Genomic DNA, 17,617 nt, shown 5'->3' on the forward strand with positions numbered 1-17,617 from the left:
TTTGTTCTATTCGTTTCACATCAACTTAAAACGTAGATAAACAAACGGGCCAAATGATCAAGGGTACGAAAAAGACAAGCAAGGCCCTATGTGTGTTTAAACAACAAGAGTTTTCAATATGAAAGATTCGCAAAAACCAAGCTTAAGCTTTTGGCAAGTTTGGAACATGTGTTTTGGCTTTTTCGGTATTCAATATGGGTTCGGGTTACAACAAGCTAACCTTAGCCCCATATTTCGTTATCATGGCGCGGCAGAGCATGAATTGCCTATTTTATGGTTGGCCGGGCCGGTTACTGGGCTGCTCATACAGCCGCTTATTGGCGTATTAAGTGACGGAACGTGGACGCGTTTTGGTCGGCGTAAGCCCTTTTTCATGATGGGGGCACTTGTTGGCTCTATCGCCGTTATGTTTATGCCTTATGTGCCTGAACTTTGGATGGTTGTTGGGTTGTTTTGGATCTTGGATGCCGCCATGAATACCGCGATGGAACCTTATCGCGCCTTGGTTGGAGATAAGGTCAACCACCAACAGCGTCCCTTCGCTTATGCGCTTCAATCATTCATGGTCGCAGCAGGGCAGATGTTAGCAGGGCTAATGCCGCTAATCATGATTGCCTTTGGTGTATCAATTGAAACCGATGGTAAAGAGATCCCAGAAATTGTGAAGTATTCTTTCGTTGTCGGTGTGGTGGTAATTCTTATTTCTTCTGCATGGTCGTTTTTCAATACGCAGGAATATCCACCAGAGGACATGGCCGCCTTTCATGCCAATAGAGAGCACAAAAGTGTGGCCCATGTATTTACCGAGCTTTGGAATGCGCTGAAAGAAATGCCTAAATCACTCAGAGCGATTTGGTGGGTTAAGCTGGTAACATGGTTTGGCTTACCGCTTATGTGGCAGTATTTAGCATTGTCTATCGCTCGTCATGTTTACAATGCTCCAACACCTGAAAGTCCAGGCTTTGTAGAAGGAACGGCGCAAGTTGGGATGGCATTTACGGTAATGAATATTACCATGCTCATTATGTCATTTATCATCGTCGCTTTTGTGAAAAAGTTGGGTGATGCAAAAACCTACTCGTTATTTTTACTCATTGGTGGAATTGGCTTCCTATCCATGCAACTTACTACCGATCTTACAATGACGTTTGCTTGTATGGCACTTATCGGTATTGGCTGGTCAGCGGTAATGACAGTGCCATTTATTATTGCAGCCGATGTAACACCTGCTGCTCGTGTAGGCGTATACATGGGACTGCTTAACGGCATGATCTGCCTTCCTCAAATTCTTGAGATGCTGTCAATTGGTTATATTTACGACTCGCTACTGGCGGGAGACCCCAGAAATGCCCTTGCGCTTTCAGGTATATTGTTCGTCGTCGGCGCTGGTTTGGCACTGCGTATCAATTCAAAACCTGATCACTTGGCTAATCAGGAGAAACAACAATGCAGCTAAAAGATATGAGTCGCCAGTGGTGGAAAGAAGGCGTGGTGTATCAGATTTACCCACGCAGTTTTCAAGACTCAAATGGCGATGGCATAGGCGACTTACGCGGTATTATTCAACGGCTGGATTACATCGCATCACTTGGTGTCGATATTGTTTGGCTAAACCCAATATATAAGTCGCCGAACTATGACAATGGTTACGACATATCGGATTATCGCGACATCATGGATGACTTCGGAACCATGAGCGACTTTGAAGAAATGCTTGCAGGGTTTCACGCCAGAGGCATTAAAGTGGTGATGGATTTAGTGGTGAACCATTCCAGCAGTGAGCACGAATGGTTTAAAGCTTCGCGGTCATCGCGTGATAACCCTTATCGCGACTATTACCACTGGTGGCCAGCAGAAAAAGGAACGCCGCCTGAGCGTTGGTCTTATTTCGATGAACAAGGCAGTGCATGGGCGTTTGATGAACAAACTAATGCCTACTACTTACATTACTTCGACAAAACCCAGCCAGATTTAAACTGGGAAAACCCTAAAGTGCGCCAAGAGATTTTTGACATGATGCACTATTGGTTTAAGAAGGGCATTGACGGGTTTAGAATGGATGTTATCACCTTCATTTCGAAACACGACGGCTACCCTGAATTTGAAGGTGTACATGGCGACAAGATGATTGATGTGTATGCCAGTGGACCGCGTTTGCATCAGTATTTACACGAAATGAACCGCGAAGTACTCCAGCATTACGACATCATGACTGTGGCCGAAGGGCCGGGTACAAACCTCGAAAATATTCACGACCTTGTAGATGAAGATCGTGAAGAGCTCAACATGAACTATCACTTTGAACATGTTGAGCTAGGTCTAGATGCGCGCAAAATTGTCAACGATGATCATAAGGATTTGGTGAAGTTCAAAAAAATCATGAGTGCATGGGCAACTGCTTTTGACGAAAAGGGGTGGGGCACCCAGTGGCATACCAATCATGATTTTCCGCGGCAAGTGACATGGTTTGGCGATGACTCTCCCGAACACCGTGAACAATCGTCGAAGTTGCTCAGTACTTTTTTGCTAACCATGCGCGGCACTCCCTACTATTACATGGGAGATGAAATTGGCATGACCAACGCCAAGTTTGAAAGCATTGAAGACTACAATGATTTGATGACCATCAATTGGTACAACCTGACGGTTGCTGAAGGTGGCGATGCGCAAAAATTACTTGAGTCACACAAGCTTAGCGGGCGTGATAATGCCAGAACACCTTTTCAATGGGATAGCACTACAAATGCAGGGTTTAGTGAAGGCACACCTTGGTTAAAAGTAACAGGCAATTACACTGACATTAACGTGGCTGCACAGGAAGGTGATCCAGATTCGCCCTTGAATTTTTTTCGCAAACTGACAAAGCTTAGAAAAGACAATCTCACACTGGTCTATGGTGCATACAATTTATTGTTACCTGATGATAAGTATATTTATGCTTACACCCGCTCTTTAGACGATGACGTTATTCTAGTTGTTTTGAATTACTCAAGTGAGGAACAGGTGGTACAACTCCCTGAAGCTTCAGCACAATGCGAAGTACTCATTAACAACTATCAGGCCTTAGAGAAAACAGCTAACGACTATAAATTGGCTCCATGGCAAGCGGTAGTGTTGAGATTGGAGTGACAGTGAAGTCTTGAAGCAGCTAACAGGTATGTTTTAAAAACATATAGGACTGTCGAAAAAACTTACATTAGTTTAGAGGTGGTTTTTAATATATTGATATTTATACATTAATATTAGGGAATGTTTTTTGCTTGTTATTTGAGCAGAACCATTAAATCAAGCACTGCTCACACAACTAGTCGACTAAAAGGATGTTCTCGATGCTTAGAAAACTTTTTCTTTCTTGTGTAATTTACTCATTTTCCAGCTTAGTATCGGCTGCAGTTATAACCATTAACTATACCGGTAAAGTCTATTTTGAGGCGAATCCCGGTTCTTCGACGGGTTTTAATTTTGGCTATGGCGTTGGTGACACTATCTCGGGTTCATTTATCATTGATTTGGATAACCTTCCTGTTGATGGCAATGGAAGTGCAACGGTTTTTGATTTTGATAGTCAAACAGAATTTGTTTCATCTTCTGAAAAAGCAGTTTTTGCCAGTAATTCAAGCAGTGCAGCGTACACCAATAAAGACAGATTACTTACCTCTAGTAATAGTTCATTATCTCGTTTCAATATTGAAGACCGAGATGAGTATTCAGACTCAAATAGATTCGAAAGCACCTATGCACTAATAGATATTATGAGTTATGTAGATTTAGGGTGGGGCATTGGCAGTGACTTAAATTCTTCATTTTCATTAAACGAAAGCGATTTAGCTGGCTTAGTGAAAAATTACGGGATGATTTATGTTGATAGGTACGACTTAGATAATGTAGCTGGAACGCGTGAGCGAAACTTTGTTGAGTTTAACCTAACAAGCCTAACCTATAATGCATCGGAGGTTGGTACTGTCTCTGCACCAGGGGTCTTCTCCTTAACTAGTCTCATGGTGTTCTTGTTGTCTGTAAGAAGAGCTGCTCAATCGTTGGCCTAATGTCGCAACAAACAAAAACGATGGAAAGCGGGTTTTAAATCGAGATCTGCTCCTCATCTTATTCATTCTTTTCTAATTCGCCTATTCACTTCGGAATTTCAGCACTCCATCCACATAAAATATGCATCATTTGAAATGAAACTAAAACTTTACATGATAATGATTTGTATTTATATTTCTTCGCGCTTTATTGAAAACACACTTTAAAAAAACACTGGAACGACTATGTTTAACAAAGATAAACTTGGCTCTGGCGCACTACTTACCGCGTTGGCATTGAGTGTTTCTTCGGCCTATGCGCAAGAGACCAAAGACGAACAATCCTCTGCTGAAAAAGAAAAACAAGCAGTTGAACTCATCAAGATTCACGGTGTTAGAAATTCTATTTATAACGTCAAAAAATCAGGTGACGCCCGCCGTATGGCGGACCTAGTCGATACACCTGCTACAATTACTGTTCTTACCAAAGACCAAATTGAAGAAATGGGACGCAGTGACTTAAAAGAAGTATTGTCTACCCAAGCTGGTGTCACTTTAGGTACGGGTGAAAATGGTAATGCTTTCGGTGATCGTTATATTATTCGTGGTCATGAAGCCCGCTCAGACGTTTTCGTCGACGGATTGCGTGACCCAGGTATGAATACTCGTGAAAGTTTCTCTGTTGAACAAATTGAAATTACAAAAGGCCCAAGCTCAACTTTTGCAGGCCGAGGCTCTTCTGGTGGCGCAATCAACAGTATTACGAAAAAGGCCAACCTAGGGTATGACTTTGGTCGTGTAGACGTAGGCTTTGGTACAGATAACTACTTGCGTGGTACGGTTGACGTAAACACGCCATTATCTGATAACTTCGCAACGCGTATAAACGTGATGACGTCGACTGAAGATGCTCCTAAGCGCGATGGTGCAAAACGTGAGCGTACTGGTATTTTGCTGTCGGGTTTATATGATGATCTTCAGAAAACCAAAGTATGGGCTGATGTTTACTATCTAAAAGCAGAAGACGTACCAGATTTGGGCTCAACGGCTGTTAACGGCGTCATATTTGAAGATATTCCCGTGTATGCGCAAAAAGGTGATTTTCTGACTTCAGAGGCGCTATCAGGCACAGTGCGTGTTGAATACGAAATTAATGACGACTGGAAAATATACAATATCACTCGTTACGGTAAAACCGACAATGGTTATTTAGCTACAAGTGCAGGCGGGACTACTGGCTATGCGACAGAAGAAGACGCTACTAACCAAACCAATGGCTATACCACTTTCACTTTTGGCACACACTCTAACTGGCAGGATGTTGAACATTTTGCAACGCAACTAAACCTGTTTGGCAATGTGTCGACTGGTTCAGTTGATCATAAGCTGTTATTTAGCGCTGAGTATGCAGATTACTCCGTATTGAATGGACGTTATGCTGATACGGGTTCTGCTTCAGTAGCAAATTGTTGGGCTTCTGGTCGCGGTGGTGTAAGCAACACGTTCTGTGGTCTTGATGCCAACGGTAAAGCCGTAAGTGGCCTGAATACCGTTATCGACCGTTCTGCCGCGTATCAAGGTGACTTTACAGCTGATTATAATTATGAAGTCAGCGCGGTCTCAGTAATGGATACCATGCAATTAACTGAAGAGCTGATGGTATTTGCTGGTATTCGTATCGATTCCTATGATTACAGCAATAATACAGTAGGCCGCAGCGGCGAAGCGTTATATGCATTTGACGATACGCTTGTTAATGGTCACCTTGGTGTAGTGTATGAAGTAGTAGACGATATCAATCTTTATGCATCATACGGTACCGCATCAAATATCAACGGTGGTGAGTCAGATGTAGGCGGTAACTGTGGTTATGGTGGTGTTTGTACCGATTCAGATGGCAATGCAGCAGCAGACCCAGAGAATGTGCAAAACATTGAAATTGGCTCGAAAATGTCACTTATTGACGAGTCTCTATTTGTTCAGGTTTCTGCATTCAAGCTGACTAAAGATGACGTTATGGAAGGTTCTGGTCGTGGCTACGACGTGACTGGGGCATTGAATACCGGTAAAAACGAAGTTACTGGTGTTGAAGTAGCGGTAAACGGTCAGGTGACAGAAAATCTGAGCATTCAGATTAATGGTGCCGTGATGGACTCAGAAATTCTTGAATCTGCGTCTAACCCAGATAGTGTTGGTCTCCCACTGGCGTTGTTTGCCAATAAGAGCTTTTATGCGCAGGCTCGTTACCAGTTAACCGAAGATTTTGCATTTGGTGGTGATTTTACCTATAAAGACAAAATGACCGGTGGTCAACCAGATACAGGTTCAAATGGTCCTGAAGTACCTTCATACTCACTAGTCAATCTTTTCGCATTGTACAATATGACTGATGATCTGACTGTGCGTGTGAACCTAGGAAACTTATTTGATAAAGAGTACTATACGTCGACTTACCGTGCACCGAAGTTTATGTACATTGGTGATCGTCAGTCACTTCGCGCAACCGTTACTTACCAGTTCTAAACCAGCTCTAAGGAATCGCCATGGTCTTGATCGAACAACTTCTCAGTAAAGAAGAAGTCGCTCTTTTTCGCGAACATCTCGATCAAGTACCATGGTTAGATGGTAAGGGTACTGCTATGGGCATGTCGGCCGCTGTGAAAGACAATGCCCAAGCAGATGCTAACAACGATACGGTGAAACAGCTAGCCAATGCACTGCTGGCAAAATATGGTGAGACACCCAAGTTGGTGTCTGCCGTTTTACCGCAAAAAATATTCCCTCCTTGCTTCAATCGTTATACCAATGGTGAAACCTATGGTTTACATGTTGACGGCGCAATCATGAGGATCCCTAATTCCTCGGAAGTTTTGCGCTCAGACATGTCGATGACATTGTTTTTATCTGAGCCAAACGAGTACGAAGGGGGGGAACTGGTCATTCAGACAGAATTTGGCGAACAACGGGTAAAGCCCAAAGCGGGAGATGCTGTTACCTATCCTTCGAGCAGTTTGCACAAAGTTACTCCCGTTACATCCGGTGTAAGAGTAGCCGCGATAACTTGGATGCAAAGTCTTGTGGCCGATACGCACATGCGTGAAATTCTTTACGAATTAGATCAGAATATTCAGCAACTCATCAACAACAATACCGTGTCTAGAGAGCAATTAGATAGTTTGCATCACGTTTATCACAACCTCATTCGCAAGCACGCCCAGTTGTAACAATACAAATGGCATAATGTGGATATCTTTTGTAGTTCAAATTTACAAACTATTTTTATTTGCTCATCACTAAGGAAATTAATGCTATAGTTGCGAAGTAAGATACAGCGTTAACGTTTACGAGGGACAGTAAATGGTCCGAGCCGTAATGGTTCTATTAATATTGTTGATTAGACTCGCATATGCAAATGATATCAGTCGCCAGGAGCAGGGTGATGACCTTGTTTTTCACGCTGATAATTTGTTTCTTACAGAGCGCGTTAATCTGCAAGATGTTCCTTACTCAACCGCGGTAGATACCGTGCAAATGCTTTTTGACGAACTTGGCTACACTTCACCTGTTCTTCATGTCCCTCTGGTTCGTTCATTTCTTAATATGGAGAACGGGGAAAACGTGTGTGTGCTAAATAGAATTAAATCGCCGGAGCGAGAAAGAAGCTTTCTTTACTCATTGCCTCTGAACTTTTTCCAAACACAACGCTTTTATCAAATAGCTTCGCTTCCGCCTATTAATGAGTATTTTTTGAACGCGGATGGTGAAGTTCAAAGCATACACGACGTTTTGGCTTCCTATCCAGAGTCTTTTATTGTGCTGCCCGAGTTCTATTCCTTTGGTGAAAAAGTTGATGCGGATATAGGGCAAGTAGATAAGAACCAAATTCTTCGGGTAGCGAACGATGCTTACTATTCAAGGTTCATGAATATGTTCGCTAATGGGAAGTCCGATTTTGCTTTACTTTTTCCTGCAACCGTTTATCGAAATTTTGGTGAAGACATGCCCGTTGCAGTGCGCAGTTATGCTATTGCTGGTAATCCAAGTGTTGTATCAGGGCACGTCATTTGTCCAAGTACGCAACAGGGAGCAAGCCACATAGAACGAATTAACTCGGCTATTAAGCTGCTTTACACACGACCTGAATTCATAGAGGCGCACACCAACTATTTGCCTGCTCAAGACATACCAAATTTGCGCGGAGCTATTGAAATTGCTATCAATGATATTTTAACTTCTGGAATAAATTAATCTTGTGCCACTACCAGTTAGCAACAAGCGAGTTATTGAGAAATATAAAGAAGCAATGAGACCACTTTGCCAGCTTGTTGCCTTATTACATTTTATGTGTTTGTCGCAAACGTTGAATATCCTTTTGGGGCGGAAGGCCAAATAAACGGCTATATTCCCGACTGAACTGCGATGAACTCTCATAACCAACTAAATTACTCGCCAGCGTCGCATCAACACCGTTAACCAGCATTTGATCTCTTGCTTCCTGTAGTCGTAAGGTTTTTAAATACTGCAATGGACTGGTGCCGGTTAACGCCTTAAAATGCTGCCTGAATGTAGAAGCACTCATGTGTGCTTGTTCAGCCAGTTCGTTCATACCAATAGCTTGGGAAAAATTCTGTTTTAGCCAAGTGGCCGCTTTTAATACATTCCCATTGGGTGAACCTAATGCAGCCATGTGACGAAGGTGCATACCATGGGGGCTATCAAGTAACCTTACGACAATTTCTTTTTCAACTAAAGGCAGCAACCCTTTTTTTAGTGACGGTTGTTTCTCTAGCGCTAGCAGTCGCTTTAATGAATCTAAAAGACCTTCATCGACTTCATACGAGGATAACGCTTGAAATTTCATGTCTTTTGGCGGTTTTGAAAGTTTCAATTCCGCACATGTTTGCATAATAAGCGAGTAGTCCAATTTTAGGATCAGGGCAATAAAAGGCGCATGTCGAGATGCAGTAGACACATGAGATACGACGGGTAGGTCAAACGTAGTGAGCATTGCTTGACCAGCATTGCAGTAAGTCACCTCATTGTCCTGTAAAAGCTCTTTGCCACCTTGAAGGACAACGGCCAAACTTAAAGTGTAGATACAATGTAAGGGCTCTGTGGGGGCATTACAAACATGAACTGTCAAACCCTGAATGCCTGATTCAAAATCCCCTTCTTTGCGAGTAAATTCCTTTACCAATTGAAGTAGCTCTTCATTAATCAACGTCTTTTGCTCAGGATTCATTGGATATTCCTTGGTAATATTGATTGTAGGTGTCGAGCATGTCCTTTTGCAATACCTATTGATATACCGCTCAAATCAATGAGCGGCGTACTTTCGCTACGATTGCAGGTAGTGAGGCGCGTTTTTTATACGTGTTTTTCCAGAAATGGCAGAATCTGTGCCATTGCTTTTGAAACTGGCTCATCCTTATCGTACAAATCGTAATGTGAAATGTCGTCGAGTTCTACGAGTCGACGGTCTTTACTTGTCGTCGCTTTACCATAGACTTCCTGACCATCTCGATAAGCACCGAATGCGCCAACATTTTTGCCTATTACGGTCATAACTGGTTGTGTTAGTAGCGTTTCGGTATAAGCAAATGCATCCCAACTTAGTATGCGCTGGGCATTAGAAAACACCATTCTTGTGGCACCACCTTCACTTTGTCCACGCGGCGTTTTGTAATAATCCGTTGCTTCAAACACATCTCGCTCTGTCAGTCCCATTTCAGTTGCCACAGCGGGAGAGGGCGGCAGAAGTTCATTAACCTGTAGTGCCTCGCCTCTTACTTCTTATGTACGCTGTTCTGCCATCGTAATTAACGCACCAAGTGGGTTAAACTCACTGAAACCTTCACGAAATAAGCGCCCAAGGTTCACTGGCGTAATGCCAACTACTGCTTTCAGTCGTTTTTCGGTTAATGCAGCATTAATAATATATGCCCCACCACCACAAACGCCGATCCCTGCTATTCGATCTGAATCCACATAAGGTAGCGATACGGCATAATCAATAGCTCGACTGATATCTTCTACGCGTTGTGACGGATCTTCAATAAATCTGGGCAAACCACCAGACTCACCCTGAAAACTTGCATCGAAAGCAATAACAACATAGCCCGCTTGCGCTAGTGCCTTACCATAAATGGCACTTGAGGTTTGCTCTTTACAACTGCCAAACGGGTGTACACTGATGACTGTTGGATAGGTTGAATTCTGGTCAAAATTGTCTGGGTACAGCACTAATGCAGCTATTGGCCAGTTCATATTGTGATTCTGAAAAGTAACGTTTTGAATGTTCATAATATTCTCCTTTTAGCAGAGGCAATAGGGGCCTCTGCTACGTTGGAAATTAAGCTAAAGTTCGCTTGAAGAAAGGGGCTAATACACTGATCGCACTTTTAATTTCATTTTCGCCGTCGTATAAATCCATGTGGTTGGCACCGTCGATAACATGCATGGTTTTATCTGTTGATGCAGCGCGTTCCATCAAATCATCACTCATCCACTTGCTACCAGCATTGCTACCAACTACGGTTAAAAGTGGCTGGGTAAGAAATGCTTCTGCTTTAAAGAAAGCATCGTAGCTAATGAGTTGCGTTAAGCTTCTGGCAGTACCAAAACCTGGTGCAGTACAGTATGCCGCTCGGTCAGTGTGATAGTATTCCCACGCTTGGCGAAGCTCCTCATTGGGCGCATCTTCCTCTTTCAATGGCGCCATTGGCATGGTCGCAGTATCATTTCCACTGGCGTCTGACGTTCTTGAATCAGAACCTGCTTGCAAATAAGGCAGTGCATCACTGTCTTTTACGTTGTTGTCCCAACCATTTCTAAACATTTGACCGATGTTCACCATACTGACCGTACCGACGGCTTTGATTCGTCTGTCGTTAATAGCAGCATTGGCGGTATAACCAGCGCCAGCACAGATGCCCATCGCGCCAATTCGGTCGTTGTCTACATAAGGAAGAGTAGTCAAATAATCAATAGCAGCACTGACATCTTCAGTACGTACGTGAGGGTTTTCCAATTGACGCGGTGTGCCTGTGCTTTCTCCTTGGTAAGATGCGTCGTAAGCCAGAGCAACAATGCCATTTTCAGCCAGTTTCTCAGCGTATGTACCAGCTGTTTGCTCTTTCACTCCACCGCCTGGGTGAGAAACAACAACCGCTGGGTAGGTGCTTGACTCGTCAAAGTCTTTGGGAAGAAATACCAGTCCAGCCATAGTGATTTCTAGACCATTTGTATTTGGGAAGTTGACTTTATTCATGTTGAACGCTCCTAAGCTTAAACCTAAATCATCTGTTGATGCTGATTTGCCTTATTGCTACATCAGCATTCGCTACGGGAATAAGTATAGAAAGTGAGCGGTTGAAATGTTTGCCTAAAATGACGAACTGATTGCCTGAAATGTGATTTTGTACTTAGTTATGGAAAACCCAACTCGCAATCAGTCTCTGGCAAGGGGGAAAGCTGAAAGTAGTATATTTAGAATAAATGCATCCTGCTCTGTGACTTCCTTGTAGAGCAGGTATTTGATAGTGCTTTTTAAGCTGAAACTGTTTACACAAGACCAGCTCAAACCAATGTTATTTGAATTGATAATTTACATAATTATTGTCTGTTAACGTAACCAGTACTTCATTCTCTATTCCTACGGTATTTAGCTCAATTAACAGTTTGGTTGCAGTATTCGCTGTTTCAACTTCTCGCAATACTTCTCCATTGGCATTAGTTCGTGCAACAGTCAGTAAGGCTTTTTGCTGTAGGCGTTCATCGGTTAGCTCATTGATGTCACTGTCTACCACAGAAATGAACATTAGTGCATTGCCTATTGCGCGGCCGTCGGCATTTATTGCACTGATGTCCAGGGTGATTACTTTGTGCGTATCAAATGTAAAATCAGGTTGTATATATAATTGTTCCGAGTTGTTTGCTTCGTTGTCTAAACCTGTTTCATCAGGTAAGTAGTTTTCATCTTCATTTTCGTCAGGGTCGTTAGGCACAGGGGCTGGAGCCGGCGCAGGCGTTTCACTAGGTGCTGACGAATTGCTACCACCGCCACCTCCACAAGCACTAAGTATCCCAAGACAAAATATAACAGTTAGCATAAAAAATAATGTTTTATTGAATTGATAATCCATTGTCAGGCCCTCTTAGCGATTAGGTACATAGTAAAGGTGGTCGCGATTGCTGGTTTGAAACCAGTCTTTGGCTTGTTCTCCCGAACTTTCTACCCAGGTTTCATAATCGGCATAGCACCACACAATGTCTTTGTATTCGCGAGGGTAGTACCAAGTTCCACTTACTTTTAAACCCCATGCTAGATTTTCTGCGCTTCTATAAAAGCGACCTGTATCAGGGTCTGAGGTATCGGCATGCTGACCAAACAATGTGTAGTCCATTTTGTCAGTAGGTGGATAGCCAGCAAAGTGAATTTCATGACTTCGTTTGTTTGTTCGGAAAATGAAAAAATCGAGGTCGGAATGCAACAGCGCGTTAATGCCATTGGTAAACTCAACATCCAATGTAAAAGGCACTGGGGCATACTCTGGGCATGTTTTGACCGTATTGAAAAATTTGCAGTCACCTTCGCCATCTGTTGCTGTAAAGTCATGTGTGTCATCCCACAGCACTAACACGGTATTGGTTTGTCCCTGTTCGGCGTTAAGTGTGAATTGCTGACCATCTACATTAATACTACCTGTTTTAAACAACGACGATGTTGTGTTCATTATGCGCATCGCAAAGCCATTATTGAAACCTGCGCCACGGGCATCAATGAACCCTTCAAGTTTAAAGCCGGTAATTGTACCTTCGGCACTATAAATAGTTTGCAAGCGTTCGCGAATAACTAAGTCGTTCATGTCGTAATCACCCAAGCGCGGCCATTTGTCTTCAAATGCGAGTGACACATAGTTATTGTTTGAAGGGTAATAGCTGCTAAATGCGCGACGATAGTTGTTTGGAAATTCGTCCAGTGCGTCAGCGATACCATCAGCATCGCTGTCATTTGCTTCAGGTATTGTTATCAAGTCAGCAGTATCTAATGCACTAGAGGGGGTGGTCTTAACAGAAAATACGGCATCGTTAAAATCGTTGTCACCCCAAGTCCGTGGTAAATCTTCGAATCCTAATACTACTTCTTGTACATAAGGGTCGTATAAGGTTGCCATGTGTTGGCGAAGGTTTTCACTTGATTCTGGGTTCAGGTGTTTTAACGAATAGTAATAGGGAACTGCGCTGCTCTTCACTCCTGTATCGCTAGAGAAACCGTTCGCTGCAATGAAAAAGCCGATACTGGTGCCTGCAGGAAAATGCCCAATGCTGACTCTATCACCTTGACGCAAATGAGGGTAAGACAAATTGGGAAACACGATGGTTTCACGAACGTCAAAACGGGTTGCTGGCAAAGCGCTGGGATCAAATGTGAAGTAGCCGAAAGCGTTTCTATAACCAGCGCCTTCGTGTAAAAAAGTAATGAACACTTCCCCGTCTTCTATCAAATGGATAGTCGACCCTGCGTCATCAGTGATAAAGGCTTCGTTTAATTCACTTTCTGGCAGTGCGTTGGCAATACGGTCAAAAAAATCATTTGGGTATGAACTTATATAGACTAACTCATCGGGTTTTCCAGTGGTGAGTTCATAACCATTCGGCCAAGCTTGGTCAGAAGCAAAGCGCCATACATATTGTCCGTTAATAACTTCAACAGCATGCAGCTGTGTTGATATGAAGGTAATGGCAAGTGCAACACAGACTATTAATGCGTGTCTCATAGCTTTTCCTCTTGGTTGAAAATGCAACAGAGGTATAGAGGCTATAAGTGTGCCAGTTGTTTAAGTTTTTGTAATTATTGAAGAAAAATCATTTTAAGCTGTTTGTTTCAAACATTTTTCGCATAATGCAATGCAATTAGCATTTAATGTTCTCAAGTACTTGCTTAAGCTCATCTAAGGTGAAAGGTTTAGAGATAACATCTAAGATGCCTTGTTGTTTTAAATCAGTGATATTGGCGTCAGCTAGGTAACCCGATGAAATAATGGCTTTTACAGTGGGGTCAGCATTTTTTAACAGCTTAAACGTTTTTAATCCATCCATTTCGGGCATCATATAATCGAGTATAACAAGGTCGATGTCATCGCCCTGTGCTAAGTAGGTTGCTACCGCATCTTTTCCACAATTAACTGAGATGACGGAGTAACCCAGCAAAGATAACAATTCTGAACATACGCTGTTAACCAAGGGCTCGTCGTCTACGAGTAATATTGTTTTATTAGGCGCCTTCTTCTCTAGCACTGGTTCTGATTTGTCAGTGTCGTCTATGTTTTCTGGCGATAATACAGGTAGAATAATGGTGAACGTAGTACCTTTCCCTTCATCACTGGAAACGCTAATTATCCCCCCATGTTGCTCAATAGTACCTTTTACTGAAGACAATCCCAGACCCGTTCCTTTTCCTTGGGGTTTGGTTGTATAAAATGGCTCAAAAATTTGAAGAAGTTTGTCTTGAGCAATACCGAAACCCGTATCCGATATTGTGATTTGTATTGCCTCACCATACTTTTCATCTTTGAATTCGGCAAAGGGAAGTCTGGCGGTATTTATAAATAGATAGCCACCATCAGGCATGGCGTCGCGGGCGTTTAAGGCAATATTCAAAATAGCTGTCTTCAACAAGGCCTTATCGGCTACCACATGAAAAGCCGTCGCTTCTAAATTAGCACCCACAGTAATTTGTTTACTCATGGTGTGATTTAGAAGCTGCATGGTTTCATTAATCAAGTCGTGGACATTGACCGTTGCAAGTTGCAGTTCATTTTTTCTTGAAAAGGTTAGCAGTTGCTCCGTTAATTTTTTAGAGACTTGTGATGCTTCGGCAATCCGCTTAGAGTAATTCAGTATATCGCTATCATCGCTTTTGTGACTTATTAACTCCGCATAGCCCATAATCGCCGCAAGCTGATTATTAAAGTCGTGTGCAACACCTCCTGCCAGTCTGCCAATGGCTTCCATTTTCTGAGAATGACGAAGTTGTTCTTGCAATGTTTTGTATTCGCTTACATCACGTACAATTGCTATAAAGCGTTGTACTCCCGATTCTGCCGTGACCAGTTGAAGCAAAATGTTCACATCAACCAGATGCCCATCTTTATGCTGGTGAACGGTGTCGAAGCTTAGTGAATCCACATCGTTATCAAGTAGCGGTTGTACAAACTTTCTAAACTTAGCTTCGTCGAAATGAGGTTTAATGTCATAAGGGTGCATATTGCTAAGTTCGTCAAAACTATAACCCACTTGCTCTCTGGCTCCCCTATTTATATAGGTGAACTTAAGTGTGTCGGGAGTGAATATGAATACACAATCAAATGTCTTATCAACAATACTCTTAAATTCAAGTAGTGCTTCGTTTGACGCTTTTTCCTCACTAATATCCCTTATCATCAAAAAAGCAAATGTTTGCTGGGCATCGGAGGCAATACTGGTTGATACTTGCGCGGGGAAGAGAGAGCCATCTCTTCTTATTAATTGCCTTTCAAAACAGGATGAATTTTTTGAAAAATACTGGTGCAGTCCTAAGTGACTTTCGGTTGTCAGCTGTGTATCGACATTCTTTAGATTCAAATTCTGGATAGAATCCGCAGAGTATCCGACCATAGCTTTAAACGCATCGTTGCTGCCTATTATCTGATATTGTTCGTCGATGATACAGATACCATCAACAGATTGTTCGAGCATAGTTGAAAGTAATTGCTCAAGCTGATCGGGAGAGTTTTCAGATATTATCTTGTGAAAAAATCTGTTCACACTATCTCCTATGAAGAGAACGGCAAAATGAATAAAACGAAGATGTTTGAAAGCTACCTACGAAGTATTGTTTTAATACCCTAAAAAAGCCAATTTTCTGCAAGTAATTATGGGGTGTAACTTCTAACTCACTGTTTATTAATTCTATTATTTAAGCTTTTATTCTTCACTTTAAAGTACTTTTCATTTTATAACCCTTAGGTTGTGCCTAAGGGCATGCGTTTCATCAGCAAAGCTTCTATCAAGCCAATGAAAAGGAAACAAGCGGCTGTTATCAGGTAACTACTTAAGGCCAGTCCATCATCAAAGGGGGATAACCCGTGGTCCCAATTCCAAATTAGGATTGGAACAACACTTATAAAGCTTACCGTTAGCGAGTAGCAAATATTGCGCACAACCCGGTAAAGCAAAACCAATTGCGTCATTGTGGCGCTTGTGAGTGATAAGCCAAAAACTAGATAATAGGTAGCACTGTGGACAGCGCCAACAACTACTAAAGTAACAAAAAAAGTGTCTACTCGATGCAGTTCATAAAGTGTATTACCCATGAGAAGCTCTATACATGCTGCAATTATCAATACAGATGCAATTCTTAACGTGGTTTCAAGAGAGACCACTAGATAAGTGGGAACTCTAGCAAGCTCCCCATCGTCTTTTTTTCTTTGTGCTTAATTTCAAGAGCACGGGGAGGAGCAACCATTAACAAATACAATATGCTATATGAGAGAGCGTGGTTGTCGAATTGCGCTTTACCCGCTATTTGTATAATTCTCTGAACTAATGTTTTCATGCCTTATTCTCCTGCATATCTTATTTTACATAATGTGCTGGTTTGGGCGGGTTGAGCTTCTTAGGCTCGTGTTCAAGAGCGTATTCTTTTAAATCTCGACATAGCGCTATACCTACATTCATGCACACAACGAAGCCTACGCCAAGAAATAGCAACGCCACTAGTGCTAACGCTGTCCATTGCTTTCGCGCAGGGAAGGATTCAAACAAAGGAATAGTTGCTGGCTGAATAACTTCTAGCGGGTAGTTGGCTCTGGCATTTATTAGCGATTCCACAGCCAGTTGCGTTTCAAGCAGACGAAAAATAGAGCGCTGTATTTCTGTATTCTTTACTTCGCTTAAACGCTGCTCTAAGTAATTTCTACGATTCTTTATTTCGTCTAAATCGAGCATGCGCAGGTATTCGTTGAATGATTTTACAAAGGCATTGGCAAGTTTTGCTGAAAACTCAGGGGATTTAGAGGTAATACGCACATTTAACAAATCAGTTTTTTTATCAGTGAATACATAAAGCGCGTCTGACTTAAACTTCTTTACCGCTTCGCGCATGTCAGGCGCAAACCCATCGGTCCATTGTTGAGTTTGCTCGTCCCAGCTGTCTTCGTAGAGCCACTGCAATAATTTTTGTTGTTCGATGAACGCGCTGATATAACCAAAGGAGTCCATTCTGGCTAACAAGCGTTCACGTTCATTGGCCTGGCTACCATCAATAATAAAATCGTACTCCAAAACACCAATAGTGTTTACGCCGCGGTAATTGTTGGGCTGTATGCCACCTGGATCTTCACTAATATTTATAGCAACAGTAACTTGAGAAGAGTAACGGTTTTCCAGTAGCAAGCTTAGACCGAAGACAATTGCCGATCCCACAATGGCAACCAATGCAATGCGGAATTTGTAACGCAAAAGCTGGTGTAAAAACTTTAGCAGTAGTTCGTATTCAGCAACGTGTTTTGTGCTGCTATTTCGTTGGGCGTGCGTATGATGCGTCATAA

The 17,617-nt window shown here is 42.4% G+C and carries 16 protein-coding genes; 6 read left to right on the forward strand and 10 right to left on the reverse strand.

The features are described from left to right. Positions 1-118: 118 nt before the first annotated feature. From EYR97_RS14050 to EYR97_RS21910, 6 genes are all read left to right on the forward strand, one after another. A complete protein-coding gene (locus EYR97_RS14050; protein WP_131094295.1) occupies positions 119-1,456 on the forward strand; it encodes an MFS transporter in 1,338 nt (445 codons plus the stop codon). Then, complete coding sequence (locus tag EYR97_RS14055; RefSeq protein ID WP_131094296.1) at positions 1,447-3,129, forward strand: alpha-glucosidase; 1,683 nt, start codon at positions 1,447-1,449, stop codon at positions 3,127-3,129. Before EYR97_RS14050 ends, EYR97_RS14055 begins: the two co-directional genes overlap by 10 nt. Before the next feature lie 200 nt (positions 3,130-3,329). Further along, entirely contained in the window at positions 3,330-4,046 is a 717-nt protein-coding gene (locus tag EYR97_RS14060) for a hypothetical protein (RefSeq protein WP_131094297.1), read from the forward strand. 225 nt (positions 4,047-4,271) lie between these two features. Continuing rightward, complete coding sequence (locus EYR97_RS14065; RefSeq protein WP_131094298.1) at positions 4,272-6,548, forward strand: TonB-dependent siderophore receptor; 2,277 nt, start codon at positions 4,272-4,274, stop codon at positions 6,546-6,548. Between the two features lie 20 nt (positions 6,549-6,568). After that, the gene (locus EYR97_RS14070; protein ID WP_131094299.1) at positions 6,569-7,249 is read left to right on the forward strand and encodes a Fe2+-dependent dioxygenase; all 681 of its coding nucleotides are present in this window, start codon (positions 6,569-6,571) and stop codon (positions 7,247-7,249) included. 133 nt (positions 7,250-7,382) lie between these two features. Continuing rightward, a complete protein-coding gene (locus EYR97_RS21910; RefSeq protein WP_165478046.1) occupies positions 7,383-8,273 on the forward strand; it encodes a hypothetical protein in 891 nt (296 codons plus the stop codon). Between the two features lie 85 nt (positions 8,274-8,358). Here EYR97_RS21910 and EYR97_RS14080 read toward each other — a convergent pair whose 3' ends face one another. The 10 genes from EYR97_RS14080 to EYR97_RS14115 form a co-directional block, all read right to left on the reverse strand. Beyond that, positions 8,359-9,267 (reverse strand): AraC family transcriptional regulator, encoded by a 909-nt coding sequence (locus tag EYR97_RS14080; RefSeq protein ID WP_131094300.1) that lies wholly within the window; start codon positions 9,265-9,267, stop codon positions 8,359-8,361. Between the two features lie 125 nt (positions 9,268-9,392). Then, entirely contained in the window at positions 9,393-9,752 is a 360-nt protein-coding gene (locus EYR97_RS22725; protein WP_242635025.1) for an alpha/beta hydrolase, read from the reverse strand. A gap of 66 nt (positions 9,753-9,818) precedes the next feature. Then, on the reverse strand, positions 9,819-10,328 hold the full coding sequence (locus tag EYR97_RS22730) for an alpha/beta hydrolase (RefSeq protein WP_242635026.1): 510 nt from the start codon (positions 10,326-10,328) through the stop codon (positions 9,819-9,821). A gap of 49 nt (positions 10,329-10,377) precedes the next feature. Beyond that, positions 10,378-11,295: an alpha/beta hydrolase gene (locus EYR97_RS14090; RefSeq protein WP_131094301.1), complete on the reverse strand. Its 918-nt coding sequence runs from the start codon at positions 11,293-11,295 to the stop codon at positions 10,378-10,380. Positions 11,296-11,614: 319 nt separating this feature from the next. Continuing rightward, a complete protein-coding gene (locus EYR97_RS14095) occupies positions 11,615-12,169 on the reverse strand; it encodes a hypothetical protein (RefSeq protein ID WP_131094302.1) in 555 nt (184 codons plus the stop codon). Between the two features lie 12 nt (positions 12,170-12,181). After that, a complete protein-coding gene (locus EYR97_RS14100) occupies positions 12,182-13,804 on the reverse strand; it encodes an LruC domain-containing protein (RefSeq protein WP_131094303.1) in 1,623 nt (540 codons plus the stop codon). Between the two features lie 136 nt (positions 13,805-13,940). Further along, positions 13,941-15,833 carry a PAS domain-containing sensor histidine kinase gene (locus EYR97_RS14105; RefSeq protein ID WP_131094304.1) on the reverse strand — a complete coding sequence of 631 codons (1,893 nt, stop codon included), beginning with the start codon at positions 15,831-15,833 and terminating at the stop codon, positions 13,941-13,943. Positions 15,834-16,030: 197 nt separating this feature from the next. Continuing rightward, positions 16,031-16,381, reverse strand: a complete 351-nt coding sequence (locus EYR97_RS14110) for a hypothetical protein (RefSeq protein WP_131094305.1) — start codon at positions 16,379-16,381, stop codon at positions 16,031-16,033. A gap of 68 nt (positions 16,382-16,449) precedes the next feature. Beyond that, positions 16,450-16,623: a hypothetical protein gene (locus EYR97_RS21915; RefSeq protein WP_165478047.1), complete on the reverse strand. Its 174-nt coding sequence runs from the start codon at positions 16,621-16,623 to the stop codon at positions 16,450-16,452. A gap of 20 nt (positions 16,624-16,643) precedes the next feature. Further along, positions 16,644-17,615: a hypothetical protein gene (locus EYR97_RS14115; RefSeq protein ID WP_131094306.1), complete on the reverse strand. Its 972-nt coding sequence runs from the start codon at positions 17,613-17,615 to the stop codon at positions 16,644-16,646. Positions 17,616-17,617: the final 2 nt, after the last annotated feature.

Source organism: Alteromonas sp. KUL42, from assembly GCF_006538325.1.
In the GTDB taxonomy this organism is placed as follows: domain Bacteria; phylum Pseudomonadota; class Gammaproteobacteria; order Enterobacterales; family Alteromonadaceae; genus Alteromonas.